Raw genomic sequence first — 23,255 nt, 5'->3', positions numbered from 1 at the left:
CAGGGGCGTCAGCAGATCGCCGACGGGCCGCGGCCACCGGTGGCAGCGGACGGGGCCAGCCCGTCGGTGCCTCCGACGACCCCGGGACGGCGGTGGGGCGAGGCCGGCTCGGTTCGGCCGGGAAACCGGTGGTGGGACGCCGTCACGGCGGCCAGGATGGCCCCGTGTCAACACGAGTGGCTCCCCTCACGGGTGGCGGCGCGCGCATCGCGGCTGGTATCGCCCCCGCCCTCCCGAACCACGGCCACCACGTCGCCGCGCTCGACCGCGTGGAGGACGCCGACTCCACGAGCGGTCGGGCCCTCCACGTCGGCGGTGGGCCTCGTGGCTGACCGGCGGCCGGCCACGCCGGACTTCACGATCCGCCCGGCGCGGCTTGACGACTGGCCCCGGATCTGGCCCATCGTCGAGGACGTCGTCACCGAGGCGCGAACCCTCCCCTACGACCCCGGCATGGGCGCGGACGACGCCCGGCGGATGTGGCTGCTGCCGGCACCAGCCAGGACGGTCGTCGCCGCCGACGGCGACCGGGTGCTCGGCACCGCGAACATGTACGCCAACCGTCCGGGTCCTGGCAGCCACGTGGCGTCCGGCAGTCTGATGGTCGCCCGGGCGGCGCGGGGCGCGGGCGTCGGGCGTGCTCACCACCGACCTGATCGGCTGGGCGCGGGAGAACGGTTTCGCGGCGGTCCAGTTCAACGCCGTGGTCGACACCAACACGAGCGCGATCCGCCTCTACGAGAGCCTGGGTTTCGTCACGCTCGGGGTCGCCCCCGGGGCGTTCCGCCACCCCGAGCACGGTGACGTCGGCCTGCGGATCATGTGGCTGGACCTGTGACCCGACCGGTCGCGTGCCGGGTCGCGGTGCCCCGGGCCGTCCTCGGTCGCCGCGGCGCGGCAGAGCAGCCCACCCCCGGGAGAGGCCGGGGGTGGGGTGGCCGGTGCGGCCCGGTACGGGGACACCACCGGACCGGGCCGGCGCTCAGCCCTGGTCGCCCTGGTCGAACACGACGACCGCCCGCGCGCCCCGGCCCCGGTCGAGGTCGGCGAAGACGTCCTCCACCTCGGCGAGGTCGATCCGCCGGTCCACCAGGGACCCCAGGTCGAGGGCTCCCGCGCCGAGCAGGCCGAGCAGGACGGGCAGGTCCTCGGCCGGGTCGCAGTCCCCGTACATGCAGCCGGCGAGGGTGCGGCCCAGCATGGCGACCTCGGCGGCGCTGAGGGTCAGGGTGTCGCTCCGCTCGCCGAGCCCGACGACGGTGGCCCGCCCGCCACGGCGGAGCACGTCCCAGGCGGCGCGGATGCTGGTGGCGCGGCCGACGCATTCGACGGCGTGGTCCGCGCCCCTGCCCCCGGTCAGCCTTCGGACCCGCCGGGCCAGCTCCGGCCCGGGTTCGAGCACCTCGGTGGCCCCCAGGGACTCCGCGAGCGCGGCCTTGTCCGGCGCGGGGTCCACGGCGATCACCGGGGCCGCCCCCGCGATGCGGGCGGCCTGCACCGCGCACAGGCCCACCCCGCCCAGCCCGAGGACCACCACGGACTCACCGGGGCGGACACGGGCGGCGTTGCGCACCGCCCCCACGCCGGTGAGGGCGGCGCAACCCAGCAGCGCGGCCTCCACGGCGGGGGTGCCGGGTGGCAGCGGAACGCAGGCGTCCTCGGCCACCAGCGTCTCGGTGGCGAAGGCCGCCGCGCCCAGCCCTGGGAACAGAGGTTGGCCGTCGGCGCCCACCGCGTGCGGGCGGGTCGCGTACCGCAGCGACGCCTGGCACAGGTAGGGCTGGCCGCCCCGGCAGAACCAGCAGTCCCGGCAGGGCGGTGACCAGTTCAGCACCACCTGGTCGCCGACCCGCAGGCCCGTCACCCCCTCCCCCACCTCGACGACGTCGCCGACGCCCTCGTGCCCCAACACGGCCGGCAGGTGGTGGGGCAGCACACCCCGGGCCAGCGACAGGTCGGAGTGGCAGACACCGGCGGCGGTCATGCGGACCCGGACCTCCGACGGGCCGGGGTCGCGCAGCTCGATCTCCTCGACCCGCAGCGGTTGGTCGGTGGCGCGCAGGACGGCGCCGACGGCGGTGCTCGGCATGGTGTGCTCCCTCGCGGGGTGGGGTCGCGGCGACCTAGACGGGTCGGGGCCCGTGGGGTCGAGGTGGTCAGAGCGGAAGCTGGACGGCTTTGAGCTGCTGGAACTCGGCGATTCCGTGCGGCCCCAGTTCCCGCCCGTACCCGGAGTGGCCGTAGCCGCCGAAGGGCGCGACCGGGTTGAACGGTGCCCCGTTGATGTCGACCTGCCCGGTGCGCAGCCGGCGGGCCACGGCGGTGGCGGTGTCGTCGTCCTCGGCCCAGACGGCGCCGGCCAACCCGTAGGGGGTGCCGTTGGCGATGCGGACGGCCTCCTCCTCGTCCCGGTAGGGCAGCACGGTGAGGACCGGCCCGAACACCTCCTGCTGGGCGATGGCGGCGCCGGGGTCGGCGTCGACGACGACGGTGGGCCCGCAGTAGTGGCCGCGCCCGTCCGGCCCGGCGGCGTCCCGACCGTCGACGGCCAACCGGGCGCCGTCGTGGACCGCGCGGGCGATGTGCCCGGTGACGGTGCGGCGGTGGTCGGCCGAGACCAGGGGCCCCAGGCGGGTCTCCGGGTCGGTCGGGTCCCCGGGGCGGTACCGCTGGCTGGCCGCGACGGCCAGGTCGACGGCCTCGGCGTACCGGTCGTGGCGCACCAGCAGGCGGGTGTGCGCGGTGCAGGTCTGCCCGGCGTTGAGCAGGCAGCTGTCCACTGTCCTCCGCACCGCGCGGGCCAGGTCGGCGCCGGGCAGCACCACGGAGGCGGACTTGCCGCCCAGTTCCAACGCGACGCGGGCCAGGCGTTCCCCGGCGAGCGCGGCGACCCGGGCGCCGGCGGTGGTCGACCCGGTGAAGGACACCATCGCCACCCCGGGGTGGCGGACCAGGGCCTCCCCGACCACCCGGCCGCCACCCGGGACCACGTTGAGCACCCCCGGTGGCAGCCCGGCCCGGTCGGCCAGGTCCGCCAGGGCCAGGGCGGACAGCGGGGTGAGGCCGCTGGGTTTGAGCACGACCGGGCAGCCGGCGGCGAACGCGCCGGCGATCTTCGCGACGGCCTGGTGCAGCGGGTAGTTCCACGGCGTGATGCCGCCGACGACGCCGACCGGGTCGCGGAGGACCAGCGAGTGCCCGAGCCGTTCCGGGGCCGCGAACCCGGGGTCGCGCAGCAGGGCCGAGGTGGACTCCAACACCCGCAGGGGCAGTCCGACCTGCACGGCGCGGGAGAAACGGATCGGCGTGCCGAGTTCGGCGGTGACCAGCTCGGCGAGGTCGGCGGCCCGGTCGGCCATCGCCGCGCGCAGGGCGTCGAGGTGGTCGGCGCGCTCACCCGGTTCCAGGGCCGCCCAGGCGGGGAAGGCCCGTTCCGCGGCGAGCACCGCCTCGTGCACGTCCTCGGGGCCGGCCGCCGCGACCCGGCCGAGCAGCTCCCCGGTGGCGGGGTCCTCCACGTCGATCGGCGTCGACGTGCGCGGGGCCGTCCACCGGCCGTCGAGGTACAGGCGGTCCGGGGGCAGCTGGTCGAGCAGCTGGGGCTGTGCTGGCACGGCGTCCTCCACGCGCTCGGGGTGTTCGGGCGTCGGGTGGTCGGGATGGGTCGTGGGTGGTCGGCGGTGCCTCGCCTCCGGGTGACGTGCGGCCCGTGGGCGGCGCCGGGACCGCACCGGGGTCAGGAGAGGCGTTCGACGACCATCGCCATGCCCTGCCCGCCGGCCACGCACATCGACACCAGGCCGAACTGGCCGTCCCGGACGCGGAGGCCGTGCAGCAGGGTGGCGGTCAGCCGGGCCCCGGTCATGCCGAACGGGTGGCCGACGGCGATCGCGCCGCCGTGCACGTTGAGCCGGTCCTCGTCGAGCCCCAGGTCGCGGTGGACGGGGATGACCTGCGCGGCGAACGCCTCGTTGATCTCGGCCAGGTCGAGGTCGCCGACGCCGAGCCCGGCGCGGCGCAACGCGAGCCGGCAGGCCGCCACCGGCCCCAGCCCCATGATCTCCGGGGACAGCGCCGACACCCCGGTGGAGCGGATGCGGGCCAGCGGGGTGATGCCGAGGTCCCCGGCGCGGTCCTCGTCCATCACCACCAGGGCGGCGGCGCCGTCGTTGAGCGGGCAGCAGTTCCCGGCGGTGACGGTCCCGTCCGGCCGGAACACGGGGGCGAGCCCGGCGAGCCGGTCCAGGGTGGTCCCGGGGCGGGGGCCGTCGTCGGCGGCGACGACGGTGCCGTCGGGGAGGGTGACGGGGGTGATGTCCTCGGCCCAGAACCCGTCGTCGAGGGCACGGGCGGCGGCCCGCTGCGAGCGCACCGCGAACTCGTCCTGTTCGCGGCGGCTGATCCCCCGGTGCTGGGCGACGTTCTCGGCGGTCTGCCCCATCGCCAGGTACACGTCGGGCAGTTCACCGGACAGGCGGGGGTCCTCCCAGGGTGGGGCTCCGCCGCCGGCGCGGGTGGCCGAGCGGGCCATCGCCGCCGCGTAGCGGGGGTTCTCACCCCGCCCGCCGGCCTGGGCGTCGGCGGGGCGGGCGATGCGGGACACGCACTCGACGCCGCCGGACACGTAGGCCAGGCCCTCCCCCGCGCGGATCGCGTGGAACGCCATCCGGGTGGTCTGGAGGGACGAGGCGCAGTGCCGGCTGATCGTCGCGCCGGGCAGGGCGTCCAGGCCGAGCGACACGGCCACGACGCGGGCGATGTTGAACCCCTGCTCGCCGCTGGGGTTCCCGCAGCCGAGGTAGAGGTCCTCGACGTCCTCGACGGGCAGTTCGGGGACCTGGTCGAGCGCGGCGCGGACCATCGCGGCGGCGAGGTCGTCGGGGCGGACGTCGCGCAGCGACCCCTTCCTGGCCCTGCCGATGGGGGAGCGCGCTGCGGCGACGATGACGGCCTCGGGCATGGTCTCCTCCGGGTGCGGGCGGGGCGTGGGGCGGCGGGATCGGGGGCGTCGGCCGTGCGCCGGCCGCCGGCCCCGGGGCGGGGTGTTCCGGCTGGGCGGACCGGCACGGGACGGTCGGGTCCGGTCGTCCGGTCGTCCGGTCGGGGCCGGTCGGCTGGAGGGACGACGGGCCCGGGGTGGCGCCGGCAGCGGCGCCGGTCGGGCCGGCGACGGCTGCGGTTCGCCGGCCCCGGCCCGGCGGATGCCGCCCGGGGCCATCCCACCTGACCACGGGCCACCTCCCCTGTACAGCGGGGCCGGCGGCTTCTGGCGCCTTGCACAACCGGGGACGACGCCGCCATGTGACAGGGCACAGAACGCGACGACGACGCGGAGGGCACCGGCGCGGCCCCCTCGGTCGCCACACCCGCCGCGCCCTGGGGAAACACCGCTCACGACCGGCTCGCGGGCGCACAGTGGACCCGGGAGGCGGGCCGAGCGGCGGTCTTCCGCCGGAGTTCACGCGTGCGTAACTTGGCCGGTGTGATCGGAAAGCCTGTCCACTCGGTCGGCCTCCGCATCCACGACCGAGGCGACGACGCCCTGGCGGTCACCCGACCGCGCACCGTGGCACGCGGTCGTGCCCGGACGGCCGCGCGGACCGCCGCGCCCCCACCTCGGTGTCCTGCCTGCTCCGCCCCGGAGGTTCCGCCGCCGCCCGCGTCCCGCCCCACCCCACCCGTGACCACCCGGCCACGGGTCGGCCCGCCTGCCGGTCCCGAACCTCGGGTGGCCGGCCCCGCCGCACCGGCCCGCCACCCCGCCGTGAGGGGCGCGACGGCGGCCGGGCCGTTGACCGCCAGCGGAGGCCCACCCACGGTCCCGCCGCCCCCGACCCCGGGTCCGCCGCGCCCGGCTGAGGAACCGCCCGGAGTGGACCCGCCCCCGACGCCGCCCGGTCCGCCCGGCGGCGTCGCACCACTGCCGGACCGGGGAACGTCCGCGCCCGCGGCCCGCGCCGGGCCACCTCCCACCGCCCTGGATCGCCTCCCCGCCGACACGCGCCGGCTGGTGCTGGTCGCCGCCGCCGCGACGGTGTTCGACGGGCCACCCGCCCTGGACCTGCTCCACCGCGCCGCACGCCGCGCCGGGCTGTCCCCGTCCTGCCTGGACCCGGCCGAGGACACCGGGCTCCTCGTCGTCGACGGCGACCTCGTCCGGTTCCGCGACCCCCACCTGCGGGACGCCGTCTACCGGGAGGCGCCGCGACCCCACCTGCGCGCCGCCCACGCGGTGGTGGCCGACGTCCTCGACCCCGGGCCCGGCGGTCTCCGCCGGTTGTGCCACCGGGCGGCGGCCACCGTCGGCCCGGACGACCGGTTGGCCGCCGCCCTGGCCCGCGCCGTCGACCGGCACTCCCCGACCGGCCGGGGACCGCTGCTCGACCACGCCCAGTGCTCCACCGCGCTGGCCAGCGCGGCACGGCTCACCACTGACGCCCGCCGCCGCGCCCGCCGCGTCCTCGCCGCCGTCGACCACGCCTGGCTCGCCGGCGACCCCCGCCGGGCCTGGGCGCTGCTGACGGCCCCGGAGCTGCCGGCGGCCGACGACGACGTGGTCGGCCGCCGGGAACTCGTGCGGGGAGCCCTGGAACTGCGCGGCGGGGTGGTCTCCGACGCGCACGCCTCCCTGGAACTGGCCGCCGCCCTGTTGCGCCCCCACGGCGGACCGTTGGCGCGGGCGGCGCTCATGGACCGGTTGGCGGCCAGCTGGGCCAGCGGTGACCTCCCCCGGCACCTGGCCGCCCTCGACCACGCGGCGGCCGACGACCCACCCGGACCGTCCACGGCCGGGAACCGCCCGGCGGCCGAGACCCCGCCCGCCCCGACCTCGGGGCACCGGCTGCCCAGGGCGCCCCGATTCCCCGACGTCCGCCTCGCGGCGCGCCTCGCCGGTGTCCGAGCGGCCGCCCACACCCAGCCCTGGGCTCACCCGGCGGCCACCCGGCCACACCCCCCGGGAGGAGGGCTGGTCAGCTGGTGCGAGGCGCCCCGCTCGGCTGTGCGACCGACACCGTCCTGGACGGTCCACCGGCACCCGGGCATCCCCGGGACCCGCACCCCACCCGAGGCCACCGAACGCCCACTCCCGGCGCCACGACAACCCCCCGACCCGCCACGGCCCGGCCGGCACCCCTCGGGTTGGGAGGCCGACTACGCGGGCGGACTGGCGGCCGTGCTGCGCGGCCGGCCCCACGAAGGAACCCCCCTGCTGCGCAGGATGCTCGACGGCGAGCTCGACGGCGCCGTCCCCCTGTTCGCGGCCACCGTCGCCGCCCTCGCCGCCGGCCGCCCCCGGGACGCCGCGACGGCGGCGGCCCGAGCGCTGGCCTCGGCCCGCGCCGGCGGGCCGGCCGCCCTCGTCCCGATCGCGCTGGAACACCTGGCCCACACCGAACTGGTCCTCGGCGACCACGCCCGCGCCCACTCCCACGCCTCCGCCGGGCTGCGCGCCGCCCACCGCGCCGGCCAGCCCAACCAGGCCACACACCACCGCGCGCTCCTCGCGTTCACCTCGGCCCTGCTCGGGGAGGAGGAGTCCTGCCACGACCACGCGGCCCGGGCGGCCAGGGAGGCCGCCGCCCGGGGACTGGTGTTCGCCGAAACCCTGGCCACCTGGGCACTGGCGATGCTGGACCTGGCGGGTCGCCGGCCCGAGACGGCCGCCGACCGGCTCCGCCCGCTGCTGGTCGGCAGCGGGCCACGCGGCCACTTCGCCGCCCGCGAGTTCGCCGTCCCCTCGCTGGTGGAGGCGGCCGTCCTCGCCGGCGACACCCACGGCGTCCACGCCCCGCTCCGGCGGTTCGAACGCTGGGCGGCGGCCACCGGCGACCCGGACCGGCGGGCACAGGCGCTGCGCTGCCGCGCCCTGCTCCACGCCGACGACAGCGGCGCGGACGCCCTGTTCCGGGAGGCGATCGACCTGCACGAACGGGCCGGCCAGGGCTTCGAACAGGGCCGCACCCGCCTGCTCCACGGGGAGGCGCTGCGCCGGCGCCGCAGCCCCGGAGCCGCCCGGGACCAGCTGCGCGCCGCGCTCGTCCTGTTCGAACTGTGCGGGGCCAGGCAGTGGGCGACCCGGGCACGCGACGAGCTCCGCGCGGTCGGCGACTCGCCGCCCCGGGCCGTCAACCTCGCGGGCCGCCGCCGGAGGACGGTCGACACCGACCGGCTCACCCCGCAGCAGCTGCGGATCGCCCGCGCCGTCGCATCCGGTAACACCAACCGGGAGGTCGCGGTGAGCCTGCGGCTCAGCCCGCGCACCGTGGACCACCACCTCCGCAACGTCTTCGCGACCCTCGGGGTGCGCTCCCGCGTCGAGCTGACATTGCTGCTGTCGAACGGCGGCTCCGACCGCGACGACACCCCGGCGGCCAGCGGCGTCGGCGTCGGCGTCGCCGTCGGGCGGCACCCCACCGGCCGGGAGGCGGCCGGGCAGGCGTCGGTGACCGCCCTGGCCACCGCGCCCCGCCGGCGACTGCCACCGGGACAACAACCCGTGTTCGGTCGGCCCAGGAACCCGGCGACCACGACCAGCGGCGAGGCACCACCGCGTCCCACATCCGAGACCAGCGCCCCGCGCCGACGGTCCCTGCCCTCCCGCCCGGGCGGCCAGGCCGAGGAGGCGGGCGCGTGACCCGGCCCGTCGAGCCGGCGCACCGCACCCCCTGCCGCTGGGCGCCAGGGCCCGTGCCGTCCGTGGCCCCCGCCTTCCCCACCAGCGCCGCCACGCCGCCGCCCCCACATCGCCCGCACCGCTCGGCGAGGGCGGCGAGGCCGCACCCCGACCACCGTCCCTGCCCCAGGGCCGCGCCCTGCCCCTCCACACAGGACGAGGTGAGACCCGTGACCAGACCCGCGTCGCCGCTCCGCCACCCCACCACCCCGGGCGAACCGACCGGCCGCACCGTCTTCGGCGGGCGGCCGCACGCGGACGCACGCACCCGCCCCCACGGGCCGGCCACCGGCAGGACCTCGGTCCGCGCCCCGCACGCCCTCCCCGGACTACCCGCCGCCGGCCCGCCGATCCGCTCCCGCGCCAGCGCCGAAGCCGTCGCCGTCGTCCACCACGCCGCCAGGAGCCTGCTCAGCGAACTCCCCCAGCTCACCGACCACCTCGTCGCGCTGCTGCGCGAACAGGAACCCGCCTACCGGTCGGCCGCCACCGACTTCGACGGCCTGTGGCGGGAGGTGCACGAATCGCTGGAGCACAACATCCGGTCGATCCTCGCCCCCCGGGAGACCCGGGAGTCCGCCCGCCGCTGCTCGTGGCGGATCGGAGCCGAACGGGCCGAGCAGGGGCTGCCCCTCGACGCCCTGCTGCACGCCTTCCGGTTGGGCGGTGGCGTGGTGTGGCAGGGGCTGGTCGACGCCACCACCCGCAGCGACCCCGACCGGGTGCACCTGCTGGTGCACGTCGCGGCCGACGTGTGGAACTTCGTCGACGAGCACTGCGGCCTCCTCGCCGACGCCTACCGCAAGGTGGAGGGCCAACTCACCCGGCGCCGGGAGGAACGACTGCGGGCCCTGGTGGGCGCGTTGCTGGACGGCAGCACGAGGCTGGCCGACGTGCCCGCGGTGGCCGCCGCCCTGGACCTCCCCCAGCAGGCGCGGTACGCGGTGGTGGTCGTCGCCGGGCAGGGCCGGGCGGTGCTCCGCGACCCGGGCCTGCGGGTCGGTGTCCCCGGAACCCGGATCATCTGGCACACCGGGGTGGAGGAGGAACTGGGCATCGTCCAGCTCGGGGACGTGGCGGTCGCCGACCTCGCCGCCGCCCTGACCGTCCCCCGGGGCTGCCGGGTCGGGGTGAGCCCGGCCGTGGAGGAGCTGGCCGCCGTGGGCGCGGCCCGCCGTTTCGCCGACACCGCGCTGCGGACCTGCGAGGACGACGCCCAGGTCGCCCTGTTGGAGGACCACCTGCCCTCGGCGATGGTGGTGAGTTGCCCGGAGCTGTCGGCCGCGCTGACCCGGCGGGCCCTCGGCCCCGTCCTCGACCTCGACCCGCCGGACCGGAAGGTCCTGCTGTCCACGCTGGAGGTGTGGTTGGACTGCGACGGATCGGCGCTGCGGGCCGGCACCCGGCTGTTCTGCCACCGCAACACCGTGCTGAACCGGCTGCGCCGCTACGAACAGCTCAGCGGGCGGTCCCTGAACCGGCAGCGCGACCTGCTGGAACTCGCCCTCGCCCTGGAAGCCCAACGCCTCCTCGGCGAGTGAGCGGAACGGGGAGCGGAGTGTGCTGAGGTCGGTGCGACGTGGCCCACCGCGTTGGGCCGGGGCGGCCGATGAGCGCCGGGGTGCCCCGGTCCTGCGCCGCTGAACGGGAACCGTTCCGCCGCACGGCTGGGAGGTGCGCCCGGCGATGCGGTGCCGCCAGCCCGCACCGGAACCGGGCCTGCGGGGGACACTGGACGGCGGTGACGGTTCCCGGGCGGACCACCGCCGAGCCGCCGCCCGAGGTGTACGGCGGGCCGCCGATCACCGAACGGCTGGCGACCGGCACCCCAGGACGTCGGGCTTCTCCGCCTCGCCTGCTGAACGCGAACACGGACGCCATCGCCGTCGCCGTGCCACAGGTCACGTCACAGCGAGGACGGCCAGCTGGCCAGCCGTCACCAGCCGACCCCGACAGGCGGCCGGCGCCGGCCGACCCCCGTCTCGCACGCCCGCAAGCGCACGCCGACGACACGGCGGACCGTCATCGTGATCGGCGTGACACCGCGGTGCGCTGCGGAGGGGAAGTGCCACACCGTGTCCAGCTACCAACCTGACCGGGGAGGGTGGGTTCGGTCAGGGCGCGATTCCCATCCGAAGGGCGAGGCCCCGCAACGCGCCCGCACCGGCTTCCCTGCGCGACCGCACGAGCAGGCTGCTGACAGCATCCCGGACCAGGGGGTGGTTGCGGACGCGGTGAGGGGCGAGCTTCTCGGCTTTCAGCAACAGCGCGAGGCCCCGCTCACGGGACCGGGTCTCCGAGAGCACCGCACGTCCCCACTCCGAGTAGAACGCCGCTCGCCTCCCCGCGTAGGGAATGACGTCAATGTCAATCTGCCCCGCGATCCTGTCCACGGCGCCGATGTCCTTCTTCTCCGAGGCGATCACCAGCGACCAGACGGCGACGTTGGTGGGGCCGAACCAGAGTCCCGCCCACGGAGACCCCGGGCCGCTCACTCGTCGCGCCGCGTCCCGAGCCTCCCGAACGTGTGCGTCCGCGACATCATGCTGGCCCGAGGCGACCGCCCCCAGCGCCGCGTTGAGGTGCACCTGGCCATACGCTTCGAGCACGCCCGGCTCGCCGATGTGCGGTTCCAGCGATCCGGCCGCAGCGGCCGAGAAAGCCACCTGTTCACGTCGCCGGCCAGGACCGAACGCCTGACCACGCATCCAGTAGCCCAGCCCCCGGAGCTGAGGATCGTCGAGATCCTCGGCGATCGTCCTGACGTGCGTGTACGCCAGGGCCGGCAGCCCCACACCGTGCAGTGCTTTCGCCGCGTCCATGATCGCCTGGTAGGTGGAGGCGAGCCACTCACCGGCCTGTCGCCGATGAGGCCCCGAGGCGTACAGGACCAGGAGTTCACGTACGAGGCGCGGCGCGAGATCCGCCAGGGCCGGGTAGTCGCAGGCGTGGCGGGCAGCGTTGACGCCGTCGACGGCCGCCGCCAGCGCGGGAAGCGGGCGCGGCGTCGTGTCCTCCGGCCGTTCTCCGGGCATCGCGGAGGTGAGTGCGCTGTCCAAGGACTGGATGACATCGTGTGCGCTCTGGTCACCACGGCGGAGCGTCTTGTGCGGTTCCGATGTCAGTGCCGAGGGGGCGACCCGCAGGGCCGACGCGAGCGCTTCGAGCAACGACCGTGAACTCACCGCACGCCCGCCGAGTTCGATCCGCGAAAGGTAGGACCGGCTGATTCCGGCAAGGCCAGCGACCGAGGACGCGGTCATGCCCCGCCAGTGCCGGATCTGCCGAATCCTCGTGCCGATGAGGTCGTCTTCGAGTTTCACCGAGGTCCCCTTCGCCGCACGAACCCGCCGCTGCCGTACGCCAGCGTAGGCTTCTCCCATGCTGGTGAGGACCATCCGATCCGGTGACTCGTTCCTCCCCGCCGACAGCCAGTCGCCTGGTCAGGTGGGGACACCAACGGTTGGCCGCTCGTCGAGCGACCGGCGCGGTACCGCACGACGCCAGGTGGAGCAGACGACGAACGAGGCCCGCTCCGGGAGCTGCCCGTCGCTGCGAGACCGTCACGACGCGAGCCTTGCATGCGCTCGCCCGGCTGCCTGTGTCGCGTGGCCCGCGGCACCCGCCTGCGAGCTCGACATCCTGCGGCGGCCGGGGGCGGGCTGACGGCCGAGCACCGGGCGGGTTGGGCGCGACGCGCACGGTAGGCTTGCGCACGGAGATTTCAGCGAACCCCCCGGGTCAGATGTCAAACCTCAGGTTCACTGCAAAAGCGGCGCCAAAAGCACCGTGCAAGAAGGCCCTGACCAGCGACTTTACTCTCGGGTCCTCATCGCTCCTACGAGGAGTTCCAACGTTGCTGTCATAAGGTTACCTTGCAGCACGGCGCTGGTCCTCATCGCTCCTACGAGGAGTTCCAACACCCCGGCCAGCGCGGTCCGCCAGGTGGCGATGTGGTCCTCATCGCTCCTACGAGGAGTTCCAACCGCCCTCCTGCACCCATTCGGCGAGCTGCCGGGTGGGTCCTCATCGCTCCTACGAGGAGTTCCAACTGGATTGCGACCCTCAGGGCAACAGTACGTCCGCTCGTCCTCATCGCTCCTACGAGGAGTTCCAACTCGGTGGGCAGGTCGGTGTCGATGGTGGCGGCCAGGGTCCTCATCGCTCCTACGAGGAGTTCCAACCGCCCTGTCGGGATCTGTCCCCGCAGGTCAGAGCGTCCTCATCGCTCCTACGAGGAGTTCCAACGCTTCGTCCCCGGCGCTGCCGGGGGCGTTGCGGGTCCTCATCGCTCCTACGAGGAGTTCCAACTGGGACGACGCCACCGAGCGCCGCCGGGCCAAGAGGGTCCTCATCGCTCCTACGAGGAGTTCCAACAGTGTCGGTGCGGCCCTGCACAATCGGGTGGCAGCCCATTCACGCTGCTCCTAAGGAGTTTCAGGTGACGACGAGTGAGGAGATGCAGCGGTGGTCTCCACCTCCCGCACATCACACGATGACCACGAGCAGGTTCACACCGTTCTCCTCGCCCGGGAACGGGCCATCCGGGACAAGGATGTGCTGGCGTCGTCATCGGTATACGTGCCCGACGTGACCGTCTTCGCTCTCGCGCCCCCGCTGAGCCTGCGAGGACAGGCCGCGTTCGATGAGGCGGGAACGCGCGCCTGGTACGACTCCTTCACCGGACCCATCGGTCGGCAGCGGCGTGATCTGGTGGTCGAGGTCAGCGGCGACATCGCCTGTGCCCACTGCTTGGTCCATTTGACCGGGCGACGCACCGACGGCGCTGAGACAGATCTGTGGTTCCGAGAAACCCTCGTCCTGCGCCGCCACGGCGACACCTGGCTGATCAGCCACGAGCACGCCTCGGTACCCCTGCTGATGGACGGATCGGGAGCGGCCGCCACCCAACTCCATCCGTAACCAGGAGACCGCCACCAGGCCACGCCACAGCGAAACCGTGCCCGACGATGCAGGGCCTTGCGGTGAGAGCCAAAGTGCTGGACGCAGCTGACCTGGTATGAACTTCGGACAGTAGGTCCTCCGAAGCTAGCCGAACAAGCTTTGGAGGTAGACAATACCGGCAGTGCATTCCGCCTCGTAGGCTTCACGTATAGTCCACAAGTACAGACCCTTCTAGGGGTTACAAGTACTGCCGCCTGGAGGTTGCCTACCTACTAGGACGCGCGAACGTACTCATCGGCCCTCATGAGGGGCACGAGGCGGGTGACGGTGGTTGAGTCGCCCGCCTCTTTGCGTTGTCGAATGACAAGTATGACGAAGCTGGACGTCGCTTGGTCGAGCACAGCGGCACGGCTCACTGTCCCACCCACACCGCCTCTGCTACCCTGAGTGACAGCTCAGCTGCTCTACCTCGAAGCGTCAGTACGACGACCTCCTGATGACACGAGGGCCGGGAGGCCATGGAGGCAGTGATGGGAAGGGACGTCGTGCGCACACTCGCAGTCGTCTTGATCGTGATCTTCGCTCTTGGGTTTGGCGCAGTGACAGGGCTACTCCTGGCCATCCTCACTGACGCCGCCGCGCTAGGTGCCGCAGTCGGGATCGGCTCCTTCCTTTCAGTATGGATGTTGGGCTTGCGTTCGCTTGGTTGGATCTTTCCACCAGGGTGAACCGATTCGCGCTGACGAGGAGCGGTAATGCCGCTTGCCTCCCACGTCCGGTGCAGTCCTGGGCCACAAGGACCTTACCTGACGCGAGGACAGCAGGCGGCACTCTCAGCTAACACTCCCGCAGGGTCGACAAGGACTCCTCGAGTCGGCAGGCAACCGCTTGCTGGCGCCATCCTTCAGCGAACCTCACTCGCTGCAGGGGACCCGGGGGGTCCGCTGAAAGAGCAAGATCACCTGGATCATTCGCACCGCCGCGGATTGGGCTAAGTGGGTGAAACTTGACCGGTAGCCCCTGGCGGAAAAATCACTGATGGCATCGCTGGACGCCGGCCCGAACGAGCGCACGGAGCCCTACTCGCGGCTCAGCGACGCCCGAAGGAAGGCGATCCAGAGGCTCCACCGGGGATGGCGATACGCACTCACCACACGGGCGTCGACCGACACCCAGATCGCCATAACCGCAGGTCGAGTGCCCCCAGCGCCTGAATTTCCACCTGCGGACAGTTACCGGCGGTCGGACGCAACGAGGTTGACGGCGGAAATTTTCCCCAAACAACGAAACGGTTATCAGCGAATGATCCACCCGATTCATGGCCTTCCGTCGCCGCACTCCCCCGGTCGGCGGCGTGTGGTAGTCACTGCTCCCGAAGACAGCGGATTGGAGGTGCGATGCGACTGCGAGCAACGGTGACCACGACAGCCCCCGACATTCCGTGGGCGGAGGTTCTGCGGCCGGGACGGGGAATCGTCTACCAGATGTTGGGGGACAACGCCCCCGCGTTGGGCGCCGAGCTGCACAGCGCCGGGTTCGGTCCCCACCGGCTCGTGCCGGTGGGGTGTGGGGCTCCCCGTTTCCCACGAGCGCGGCGTCAACGGGGTCGCTACGCGGCGGGCGGTGAGGGGACGCTGGAGTTCGGTAGCCCCCTGCCCGAGGTGATCGAGGCGTTGGCCGCCGGCCTTGCCGGGGCTCGGGTCCTGGACTGGGGCGGTGTCGCGCTGCGGGTCCAGAACGTGGTGAGCGTGCCGGCTCCCGAGTTCTCGGACGGCTCGGCGCGCCTGGCGACGACGACACCGGTGGTGGTGAAGGGGCCGCCCGCGCGGGATGCGGCGGGGGCCCGGCTCCGGTCGCAGCGGTGGCTGTTGCCCGGTGAGCCGGAGTGGGACGTCTTCTTCGTCCGGAATCTGCGCCGCAAGGCCGAGACGCTGGGGTTGGACCCGGAGATCTCGTTGACCGAGGTATGGCGGGTGGGCCCGAAGAGGTCCTTCGCCGTTGGCCAGGGCGACACCGTCGGTGCGAAGGTGGGTGCGGCGGTTGGGGTGACCTTGGTGGGGTCTCCCGACACCCTGGCCGCCGTGTGGTCGTGGGGTTTGGGAGCGGCGAACATCGCCGGCTTCGGGGCGGTGGAGACATGACCGCGGCCGACACGCGGGCGACCAGCACCGGGGAGCCGTTCCTGGTCGAGTTGACGGCCCACCCCCTGCAACGGGTGGGTGCGTTCGCGTTGGCCGTGCTGGCGAAGGAGTCACATCCGCGGCGGGTTTCCGAGGACAGGTTCCTCCGCGTGTGGAACCGCATGACCGAGGACGCGGTGGCGGCGACGCGGGAGACCGACGCCAAGCAGCCGGGGGCGTTCCTCCTGTCGGCCTCCTACGCCCTGTGGCCCAACAGCAAGATGAACATCCCGAGCCTGCGGAAGCTGAGCGCGGACCAGCGCGGCCAGGCGGTCGTCGAATGGCGGACTCCGCGTCCGCCCGGGTCCTGGCCCGAGGCGCCCTGCGCGCTGTGCGGGCGACGGGCGTGCGGCTTCTACGGGAAGGTGGACGTGCCGCTGGCGATGTCCACCGAGTACCGGAACACCACTGTCGTCGGTCACGACGGGATGCCGCTGTGCCGGACCTGCCTGGGCAGCTTCTACGCCCTGCCCTACGCGTGCCACTTCCAGGGTGGTCGCGCGACGATCACCCACGCCTGGGACGAGGACTTCCTTTCCTTCGCCACTCGGCACCAGGTCGAGGACACCCGGAAACGCATCGGGAGGGTTTCGGTCACCCCCAGCAAATGGCCGGCGTACGTCCGGGAGAGCCTGCTCGTGAACCGGATCCGCGCCTACGGGCACCCGGTCCGGTCGGACGTGTCCCTCATCATCTTCACCAACAACAACCAGGAGCAGGAACTCACCGAACAGCGTATGGACCAGCCGCTCGTCGAGTGGATTCACGCCGTCCGACAGGACAAGACGTCGGACCCCTGGAATTCATTGGAACGCGCGTGCCATTCGGAGAAGGTTCCCGGTGCGGCGGCGCTGGCGGGTGAGCTGGTGCGGTCCCCGCGAAGGCTGCCCGCGAAGGTCCTCCGATACCTGGTCCCCCTGCTGACCTCGGCACCCGACACGCGTGACGAGATCAGGCAGCTCGTCGGCGCGCTCCGCTCCTTCGTAGGAAAGGTCCTGCACGTGAACGACCGCGAACTCCAGGAGATCGAGGGCCTCGGCAAACGAACGGCGGCCCTCATGATGGCCACGAGGAAGAAGGTCAAGCCCTTCGTGGTGGCGTACCGGAAGTCGACCACGTTCCGGAAGTGGTTCAACGACGGTGCCGTGGAATGGCTGTTGTGGCGCGACCGCGAGGAACTGACCTCCCTGATCGACACCACCGAGCCCTTCGTCACGCCCACCCACCTGAGGTGGCTCTTCGAACCGGACGAGCAGGCGTGGTTGCGGCGCAACCTGCTGTTCGTCGCGGTGATCCACGAGCTCCACTCCCAGGGCTACCGCCCTGACTCGGACGACACCCGGTCGATCGAGGACACCCTGCACACCGACGGCGAGGACAAGGAGAACGACGAGTGACGTACCTGGTGGGCACCCTGGTGCTGGAGATCAAGGCGGGGGCGCCGAACAACGGTCGCGGCGAGGACAACGTCGGCAAGGTCAAGGCGACCCGGGTTGGCAACCGGGTCTTCCCCTACGTGTCGGCGCAGGCGGTCCGGCGGTGGTGGCGGGACTCGCTGCCGCCCGGTGAGGCCCGCTCACCGGTGATCCGCTCCGGCAAGGGCGCCAAGCAGCAGGCCCATACCCAGGGGCGCGGGGACCTGTACCTCGACGACGACCTGTTCGGGTACATGGTCGCGATCGAGAAGAAGTCCTTCAACCGGGACACCGTGTTGGCCGTGGGTACGGCCGTGTCCGTGGCACCCCGGCAGGTCACCCACGACTTCGGCACGATGAGCCGGGGGTTCGAGGTGGGCGCGGACCCGGTGATCCACGAACACGAGCACTACACCGGCGACCTGGCCTGCCCCGTCCTGCTGGACCTCGCCCGCCTCGGCACCTTCCAGTTGGAAGGGCAGGGCAACCGGCCCGATCTGAACCCGGACGCCGCGAAGGAGGCGCGGGTGAACGGGGCGGAGGAGATCGACTTCCGGTTCGGGCAGGCCCTGCGCCTGCCCCTCGCCGAGCGCCGGCGCCGCGCTGCCGTGTTGTGGCGGACGCTCGCGGAGCTGCGGGGCGGGGCGAAGCAGGCCCTGCACTACGGTGAGCGGTCACCCGCGCTGGTCATCCTGGCGCCCGTGAAGGGCGGCAACAACCCCTTCACCCGGCTGCTGCGCCACGACCTGGGGGAAACCGTCGTCGCGCTCGACGTGCTGCGGGCGGAGATGCGGGCGTGGGAGGACGAACTCGACGGCCCCGTGCGCATCGGGTGGGCCCCGGGCTACCTGGAGAGGCAGCGGGACGCGGCGGAACGCGAACTGAAGGATCTTGTCGACTCCGGGCAGGTCGTGTTCGACCACCCCCGCGTCGTTCTCCGCCAGTTGGCGGCGGAGTTGGAGGGTGGCGACCTCGATTCCTGGTTCGAGGACCGCTCGTGAGTGTCCCGGCTCTGGAGGTCACCTTCGACGCTTCGGTGGCCTCCTTCCGCAATCCGCTGTACCCCGGGCTCCAGATCGGGCTGCCCTGCCCTCCGCCCTCCACCGTCGGGGGTCTGCTGGCTGCCGCCGCCGGTGGGTGGGGCCAGGTTCCGCGTGACACGCGGTTCGCGCTGTGCTGCCACGCCGAGGGGCATGGAACGGACCTGGAGACCTTCCACCCGCTGGCTGAGGGGGTCAGGCAACCGAGTCCGGTTCCCAAGGATCGCGACTACCTCTGGGGTGTCCGGTTGACGGTCTGGCTGTTCGAGGACCTCGACCGGTGGTACCGCCGGTTCCGCCGGCCGGTGTGGCCGCTGCGGCTGGGGCGCAGCCAGGACCTCTGTTCGGCACGGGCCGCGTGGGTGGACCTGCGGGAGCAGCCGGGCAGGCAGGGCACGGCGCTGCTCGTGGACCGCCCGGACGCGGTCGGTACCCGGCTACGGCTCACTACGGCGATCAGCGTGGACCGGGCCCGGATGCGGTGGGACGACTACCGGCATTCCAGTGATGCTGCCGCCGCCCGGGGTGTGCTGAGCGACGGCTGGTCCACGCACGACGGTCAGGCCGTCGTGCCCCTACCCCCGACCCATCCCGAGGTAGTGGAGGCACGCTCGTGACGGAGGACCTGCCGCACCTGTGGGCCAAGAGCCCGGCGAAGGAGGCGACGACCGGGGAGAGCCTCACCGAACACAGCGCCCGGACGTCGGCGGTGGTGCCGTTGATCCGAGCCAGGATCGGCGTCGTTGACGGCATCTGGGACGAGTCCTGGTGGCCCGCCGTCCAGCTGGCCGCGCTCCTCCACGACGGCGGCAAGATCGACCCCGGTTTTCAGCGGCAGGTGCGGACGAACACCCGCTGGGGCCTGCGGCACGAGGTGCTGTCGTTGGGCTTCGTCGACCTGCTCGTCACCGATCAGGAGGTTCGCCGTCGCGTGGCGGCGGCGGTCGTCACGCACCACCGTCCGTTGCACGGGGACGCGACGCGCTCGATCCTGCCGGACAACCTCTCCCAGGACCAGCAGGCGTTGGGGCAGGCCTTCACCGTCGCCGAGGACGACGGGACGGTGCGAGCGCTGGCGGCCTGGTTCGCCGACGCGGCGGCCCGGGTGGGTCTGCCGGTGGATCGGAGCCGGCTGGGCGGGCTCACCCGTGACGACATCCGCGCAGGCACCCTGACCTTGCTCCGTGATCTCGCCGAGGACTGGTGGTATCCGGGGACGGAGCAGGGCGGCCTGCCCTGGGTCCTGCTCCAGGGTGTCGTCACGATGGCCGACCACGTCGCCTCGGCCCATGGCGAACTGCTCACCGGGGTGCCCCTGCGCGGCTACGGTGACCGGGTTCGGGTCCGGCTGGCGGCTGCTGGGCACCGCCTGACCCGCGCCCAGGAGGAAGCCGCCGCGGCACACCACCTGCTGCTGGTCTCGCCGACGGGCAGCGGAAAGACGGAGGGCGGCCTGCTGTGGGCTGAGGCGGCGTGGCGACAGGTCGCCGAGCAGCGGAACGCCCTGCCCCGCGTGTTCTACGTGCTCCCGTTCCTGGCGTCCATCAACGCGATGGCGTTGCGCCTCCAGGAGGAGGACGGCGTCGAGGACGTCGGGGTGCTGCACTCCAGGGCGGGGATGTTCCACCTGAACGAACTCATCGAGGCCCGGGCCGCCGGCTCCGATGACCGCCCCGAACCGACCGTCGAGGACGCCGCCACCGCGCTGGACCACGTCAACGCGAGCCGCACCCACCGCGAGCTGTTCCGCGTGACCACGCCCTACCAGTTGCTGCGAGCCGCGTTCGGCGGTCCGGGTGACTCGTCCACCCTCGCCGACACCGTGAACAGCGTCTTCCTGTTCGACGAGCTGCACGCCTACGAACCCCGTCGTCTCGGGATGCTCCTCGCCATGATCCGGCTGTGGACACAGGAACTGGGAGGACGGGTGGGGGTGCTGAGTGCGACACTGCCCGAACGGTTCCGGCGCATCCTGCGCGACACCATCGCCGGCCGGTTGGACGTGGTCGACGGGTTCGCCGGCGTGCGCCACACACCGCGCCACCGGCTGCGGATCGGCGGCGGGCACCTCACCTCGCCGGAGTCGGTCGACCGGATCGCCGCCGATCTCCACGCCGGTCAGGCGGTATTGGTGGTGGCCAACAACGTCGCCGACGCCTTGGACCTCTACGACCTGCTCGGGCCGGTGGCCAAGGAACAGGGTGGGGAGGCGGTGCTGCTGCACTCCCGGTTCCGCAACTGCGACCGCGCCCAGAAGGAGAAGCGGATTCTCGAGCTGTTCGGGACGGATCGCCGGTCGTCCCGAGGGCTCCTGGTGGCCACCCAGGTCGTGGAGGTGAGTCTCAACGTCGACTTCGACGTCCTGCACACCTCCGGTGCAGCGCTGGAGGCGCTGTTGCAGCGGTTCGGGCGGGTCAACCGCCGTGGGAAACGAGCACCCGCGTCGGTGTGGGTGTGCGAGCCGGAGTACCGGAGGCGGCGCGGCGGAGGTGAGGAGACCTGGGCTGACGGAGTGTATGACGAGGTCCCCACCCGCCTGTGCTGGGCAGCCCTCCAGAACCACGACGGGGAGACCATCGACGAAGCCGACGCCCAGCAGTGGCTGAACGCCATCTACGACTCGCCGTGGGGCGACACCTGGGAGAAGGAGGTGCTGGTCTCCCAGGAGCGGTTCGACGAGGACTACCTCGACTTCCGCAGCCCGTTCGCGGACCGCGAGGGCCTGCGAAAGGAGTTCTTCGCGACCTTCGACGGCGTCGAGGCCATCCTCAGCGACGACCTCGCCGACTACCAGGCCGACCGGCGCCAGGGCGAGAAGGGGCAGGGCGCCCTCCTCGCCTCCCGGTTCCTGCTGCCGCTACCCGTCCACCTCAGCTCCAGCGGCCACTTCGACCGCCGGCACGGGATCACCGTCATCAACGGCGACTACCACCCGGAGCTCGGCCTCAAGGGCATCGTGAGGGAAACCCGCTACCAACCAGGAGAGATTCTGTGATCAGCGCCGACGATGTGGGTGGAGTCCACATCAAGTACCTGTACCACTGCCGGCGCCAACTCTGGTTGTACTCCCGGGGCTTCCGACCGGAACAGCTCAGCGAGACGGTCGCGCTGGGCACCGCCATCCACGACATCTCGTACTCCCGGTTCAGCCCGGTCGACCTTGGGGCCGCCACCCTGGACCACCTGGACAACCAGCTGTGGGTGCACGAGGTCAAGCACTCCGACAAACGCCGTGAAGCCGACCGAGCCCAGGCCCGCCACTACTGCCACCAGCTGACCAGGGTCGGCGTCGACGTGCAGGGGGCGGTGCTCCACTACCGGTCACCACGGAAAACCGAACGGTTCCCCTATACGGAGGAGGAACACATGCACGCGTCCGAGGACATCGAACAGGTCGTCGCCACGATCGCCCTCCCCGAATCACCTCCGCGCCTCCCGAAGAGCCGCTGCCGAGGGTGTAGCTACAGCGACTACTGCTGGAGCGTGTGATGCCAGCGGCCTCCCGAACCTACTGGCTGCTCAACCCGTGCCGACTGCGTCGCCAGGACGACAGCATCCGCGTCGAACGCGAGGGGAAGCCCCCGGCTTTCGTCCCCATCGAGGATGTACGCGACATCATCGCGCTGGCCGAGGTGGACCTCAACACCTCGATGATCAGCCTGTTGAACAAGCACCGGGTCGCCATCCACATCCTCTCCCACTACGGCGACTACGCGGGCTCCTTCCTGCCCGCCGAGACCTCGGTGTCAGGAACGGTGGCGCTCAACCAGGCGCGCATCGCCAGCGACGACGGGGAGTCCCTGACGATCGCCCGCAGCCTCGTCGACACCGCCGCGTTCAACATCCGCCGCGTCATCGACCGCAAGCTCCTCACCCGGCCCTACGGCGTCCTGACCGAGGCACTCGAGGCGGCGACCACCCGCGAACAGCTCATGGCCGCCGAAGGCAACTTCCGACGCAGCGCGTGGGAGGCCCTCGACACCAAGCTGCCCGACTGGCTCCAGCTCGACGGACGCAGTAGGAGGCCGCCCCGCAACGCCGGCAACGCGGTCATCAGCTTCATCAACGGCACCGTGTACGCGCGGATCCTGACCGGGCTGAGGCTCACCCCGCTGCACACCGGAGTCGCCTTCCTCCACGCCAGCACGCAACGACACCGCCACTCCCTGGCACTCGACCTCGCCGAGGTCTTCAAGCCGCTGTTCGCCGAGCGCATCCTGCTGCGCCTGGCCAACCGGAAACAGCTGAAGAAGCACCATTTCGACGTGGGAACCAACCAGGCGATGCTCAGCGAGGCGGGCCGGGAGTTCATCGTGAAGACGGTGCGCGACGACTTGGCGGAGAGCGTCAACCACCGCACGCTCGGCCGCAAGGTCACGTACGACGAGTTGATCTACCTTGACGCGCTCGCGCTGACCCGAACCTGCCTTGAGGGCACGCCGTACAAACCGTTCCGGATCTGGTGGTGAGGGTGTACACCATTCTCGTGTACGACACGGCGGCGGAACGCAATGCCGGTGTGTTGCGGACGTGCCGAAGGTACCTACGCCACCAGCAGCGGAGCGTGTTCGAGGGGGAACTCAGCGCGGCCCAGTTCGTACGCCTCCGCGAGGAACTGCGGCAGCGCATCGATGCCGACTACGACCACATCCTCGTCTACACCTTCCCGCCGGGCACCGACCCGCAACGCCAGGCATGGGGTCGACCGGACGACGAGCCGCCAGATATCCTGTGACTACCTCATTTCAGCGAACCCCCCGGGTCGGATGTCAAACCTCGGGTTCGTTGCAGAACAGCCACCAGAATCCCACTGTAGATACCCTGTGGCCAGCGACTTTACTCTCGGCTCATCGCTCCTACGAGGAGTTCCAACACCTTGATTGGCTTCGCGCCGGGGCAGGCCCGCTGGTCCTCATCGCCCCTACGAGGAGTTCCAACCTGTCGGGGGTCACTCCCCCGCCGGTGCCAATAGAGTCCTCATCGCTCCTACGAGGAGTTCCAACTCCGCCTGGGCCTGGGCGCAGGGGTCGCACGCCCAGGT

General features: G+C 72.5%; 17 protein-coding genes and 2 CRISPR repeat arrays (1 of these 19 only partly in view). Of the genes, 13 read left to right on the top strand and 4 right to left on the bottom strand.

Annotated elements, in window-relative coordinates; genetic code table 11:
- Positions 1-164 precede the first annotated feature (164 nt).
- Positions 165-332 (top strand): hypothetical protein, encoded by a 168-nt coding sequence (locus tag ACOJVX_RS10355; protein WP_418154420.1) that lies wholly within the window; start codon positions 165-167, stop codon positions 330-332.
- Positions 333-637: 305 nt separating this feature from the next.
- Positions 638-838, top strand: coding sequence for a GNAT family N-acetyltransferase (locus tag ACOJVX_RS10350; RefSeq protein WP_418154421.1), 201 nt, complete (start codon positions 638-640; stop codon positions 836-838).
- A gap of 144 nt (positions 839-982) precedes the next feature.
- Here ACOJVX_RS10350 and ACOJVX_RS10345 read toward each other — a convergent pair whose 3' ends face one another.
- From ACOJVX_RS10345 to ACOJVX_RS10335, 3 genes are all read right to left on the bottom strand, one after another.
- Positions 983-2,089 carry a zinc-binding dehydrogenase gene (locus tag ACOJVX_RS10345; RefSeq protein ID WP_103055359.1) on the bottom strand — a complete coding sequence of 369 codons (1,107 nt, stop codon included), beginning with the start codon at positions 2,087-2,089 and terminating at the stop codon, positions 983-985.
- A 67-nt stretch (positions 2,090-2,156) separates the two neighbouring features.
- On the bottom strand, positions 2,157-3,614 hold the full coding sequence (locus tag ACOJVX_RS10340; protein ID WP_422647466.1) for an aldehyde dehydrogenase family protein: 1,458 nt from the start codon (positions 3,612-3,614) through the stop codon (positions 2,157-2,159).
- A 122-nt stretch (positions 3,615-3,736) separates the two neighbouring features.
- Entirely contained in the window at positions 3,737-4,960 is a 1,224-nt protein-coding gene (locus tag ACOJVX_RS10335; protein ID WP_026420444.1) for an acetyl-CoA C-acetyltransferase, read from the bottom strand.
- Between the two features lie 912 nt (positions 4,961-5,872).
- On the opposite strand from ACOJVX_RS10335, the gene ACOJVX_RS10330 reads away from it, so the two are divergent.
- Positions 5,873-8,635, top strand: coding sequence for a LuxR C-terminal-related transcriptional regulator (locus ACOJVX_RS10330; protein WP_422647465.1), 2,763 nt, complete (start codon positions 5,873-5,875; stop codon positions 8,633-8,635).
- 209 nt (positions 8,636-8,844) lie between these two features.
- Positions 8,845-10,215, top strand: a complete 1,371-nt coding sequence (locus ACOJVX_RS10325) for a PucR family transcriptional regulator (RefSeq protein WP_211237616.1) — start codon at positions 8,845-8,847, stop codon at positions 10,213-10,215.
- 573 nt (positions 10,216-10,788) lie between these two features.
- Here the strand turns inward: ACOJVX_RS10325 and ACOJVX_RS10320 are convergent.
- Positions 10,789-11,997: a helix-turn-helix domain-containing protein gene (locus ACOJVX_RS10320; RefSeq protein ID WP_418155846.1), complete on the bottom strand. Its 1,209-nt coding sequence runs from the start codon at positions 11,995-11,997 to the stop codon at positions 10,789-10,791.
- A 502-nt stretch (positions 11,998-12,499) separates the two neighbouring features.
- Positions 12,500-13,051: direct repeats of the CRISPR family, unit length 30 nt; unit sequence GTCCTCATCGCTCCTACGAGGAGTTCCAAC.
- Between the two features lie 90 nt (positions 13,052-13,141).
- On the opposite strand from ACOJVX_RS10320, the gene ACOJVX_RS10315 reads away from it, so the two are divergent.
- From ACOJVX_RS10315 to cas2, 9 genes are all read left to right on the top strand, one after another.
- Positions 13,142-13,597: a YybH family protein gene (locus tag ACOJVX_RS10315; protein ID WP_418155847.1), complete on the top strand. Its 456-nt coding sequence runs from the start codon at positions 13,142-13,144 to the stop codon at positions 13,595-13,597.
- Positions 13,598-14,976: 1,379 nt separating this feature from the next.
- Positions 14,977-15,720, top strand: a complete 744-nt coding sequence (locus tag ACOJVX_RS10310) for a CRISPR-associated endoribonuclease Cas6 (RefSeq protein ID WP_418155848.1) — start codon at positions 14,977-14,979, stop codon at positions 15,718-15,720.
- A complete protein-coding gene (locus ACOJVX_RS10305) occupies positions 15,717-17,156 on the top strand; it encodes a hypothetical protein (protein ID WP_418155849.1) in 1,440 nt (479 codons plus the stop codon). Before ACOJVX_RS10310 ends, ACOJVX_RS10305 begins: the two co-directional genes overlap by 4 nt.
- Positions 17,153-18,175: a type I-B CRISPR-associated protein Cas7/Cst2/DevR gene (gene cas7i, locus ACOJVX_RS10300; protein ID WP_026420449.1), complete on the top strand. Its 1,023-nt coding sequence runs from the start codon at positions 17,153-17,155 to the stop codon at positions 18,173-18,175. The genes ACOJVX_RS10305 and cas7i overlap by 4 nt, the downstream gene beginning before the upstream one ends.
- Positions 18,172-18,831, top strand: a complete 660-nt coding sequence (cas5, locus tag ACOJVX_RS10295) for a CRISPR-associated protein Cas5 (RefSeq protein WP_422647464.1) — start codon at positions 18,172-18,174, stop codon at positions 18,829-18,831. Before cas7i ends, cas5 begins: the two co-directional genes overlap by 4 nt.
- Positions 18,828-21,209, top strand: coding sequence for a CRISPR-associated helicase Cas3' (cas3, locus tag ACOJVX_RS10290; RefSeq protein ID WP_422647463.1), 2,382 nt, complete (start codon positions 18,828-18,830; stop codon positions 21,207-21,209). Before cas5 ends, cas3 begins: the two co-directional genes overlap by 4 nt.
- Positions 21,206-21,703 carry a CRISPR-associated protein Cas4 gene (locus tag ACOJVX_RS10285; RefSeq protein WP_026420451.1) on the top strand — a complete coding sequence of 166 codons (498 nt, stop codon included), beginning with the start codon at positions 21,206-21,208 and terminating at the stop codon, positions 21,701-21,703. The genes cas3 and ACOJVX_RS10285 overlap by 4 nt, the downstream gene beginning before the upstream one ends.
- On the top strand, positions 21,703-22,683 hold the full coding sequence (gene cas1b, locus ACOJVX_RS10280) for a type I-B CRISPR-associated endonuclease Cas1b (protein ID WP_026420452.1): 981 nt from the start codon (positions 21,703-21,705) through the stop codon (positions 22,681-22,683). Before ACOJVX_RS10285 ends, cas1b begins: the two co-directional genes overlap by 1 nt.
- A 2-nt stretch (positions 22,684-22,685) precedes the next feature.
- Positions 22,686-22,949 carry a CRISPR-associated endonuclease Cas2 gene (cas2, locus tag ACOJVX_RS10275; protein WP_026066200.1) on the top strand — a complete coding sequence of 88 codons (264 nt, stop codon included), beginning with the start codon at positions 22,686-22,688 and terminating at the stop codon, positions 22,947-22,949.
- Between the two features lie 108 nt (positions 22,950-23,057).
- Positions 23,058-23,255: a CRISPR direct-repeat array (repeat unit 30 nt; unit sequence GTCCTCATCGCTCCTACGAGGAGTTCCAAC); it runs 291 nt beyond the window's last position.

Source organism: Actinoalloteichus caeruleus, from assembly GCF_049311605.1.
Taxonomy (GTDB): domain Bacteria; phylum Actinomycetota; class Actinomycetes; order Mycobacteriales; family Pseudonocardiaceae; genus Actinoalloteichus_B; species Actinoalloteichus_B caeruleus.
The sequence above is the reverse complement of the archived record's forward strand: the minus strand, read 5'-3'. Positions and strand labels throughout refer to the sequence as shown.

What these genes read in the sequence shown, in the direction of transcription:
- ACOJVX_RS10345 (WP_103055359.1), bottom strand. Translation starts at nt 2,089, where the DNA reads ATGCCGAGCACCGCCGTCGGCGCCGTCCTGCGCGCCACCGACCAACCG.
- ACOJVX_RS10335 (WP_026420444.1), bottom strand. Translation starts at nt 4,960, where the DNA reads ATGCCCGAGGCCGTCATCGTCGCCGCAGCGCGCTCCCCCATCGGCAGG.
- ACOJVX_RS10310 (WP_418155848.1), top strand. Translation starts at nt 14,977, where the DNA reads ATGCGACTGCGAGCAACGGTGACCACGACAGCCCCCGACATTCCGTGG.
- ACOJVX_RS10305 (WP_418155849.1), top strand. Translation starts at nt 15,717, where the DNA reads ATGACCGCGGCCGACACGCGGGCGACCAGCACCGGGGAGCCGTTCCTG.
- cas1b (WP_026420452.1), top strand. Translation starts at nt 21,703, where the DNA reads ATGCCAGCGGCCTCCCGAACCTACTGGCTGCTCAACCCGTGCCGACTG.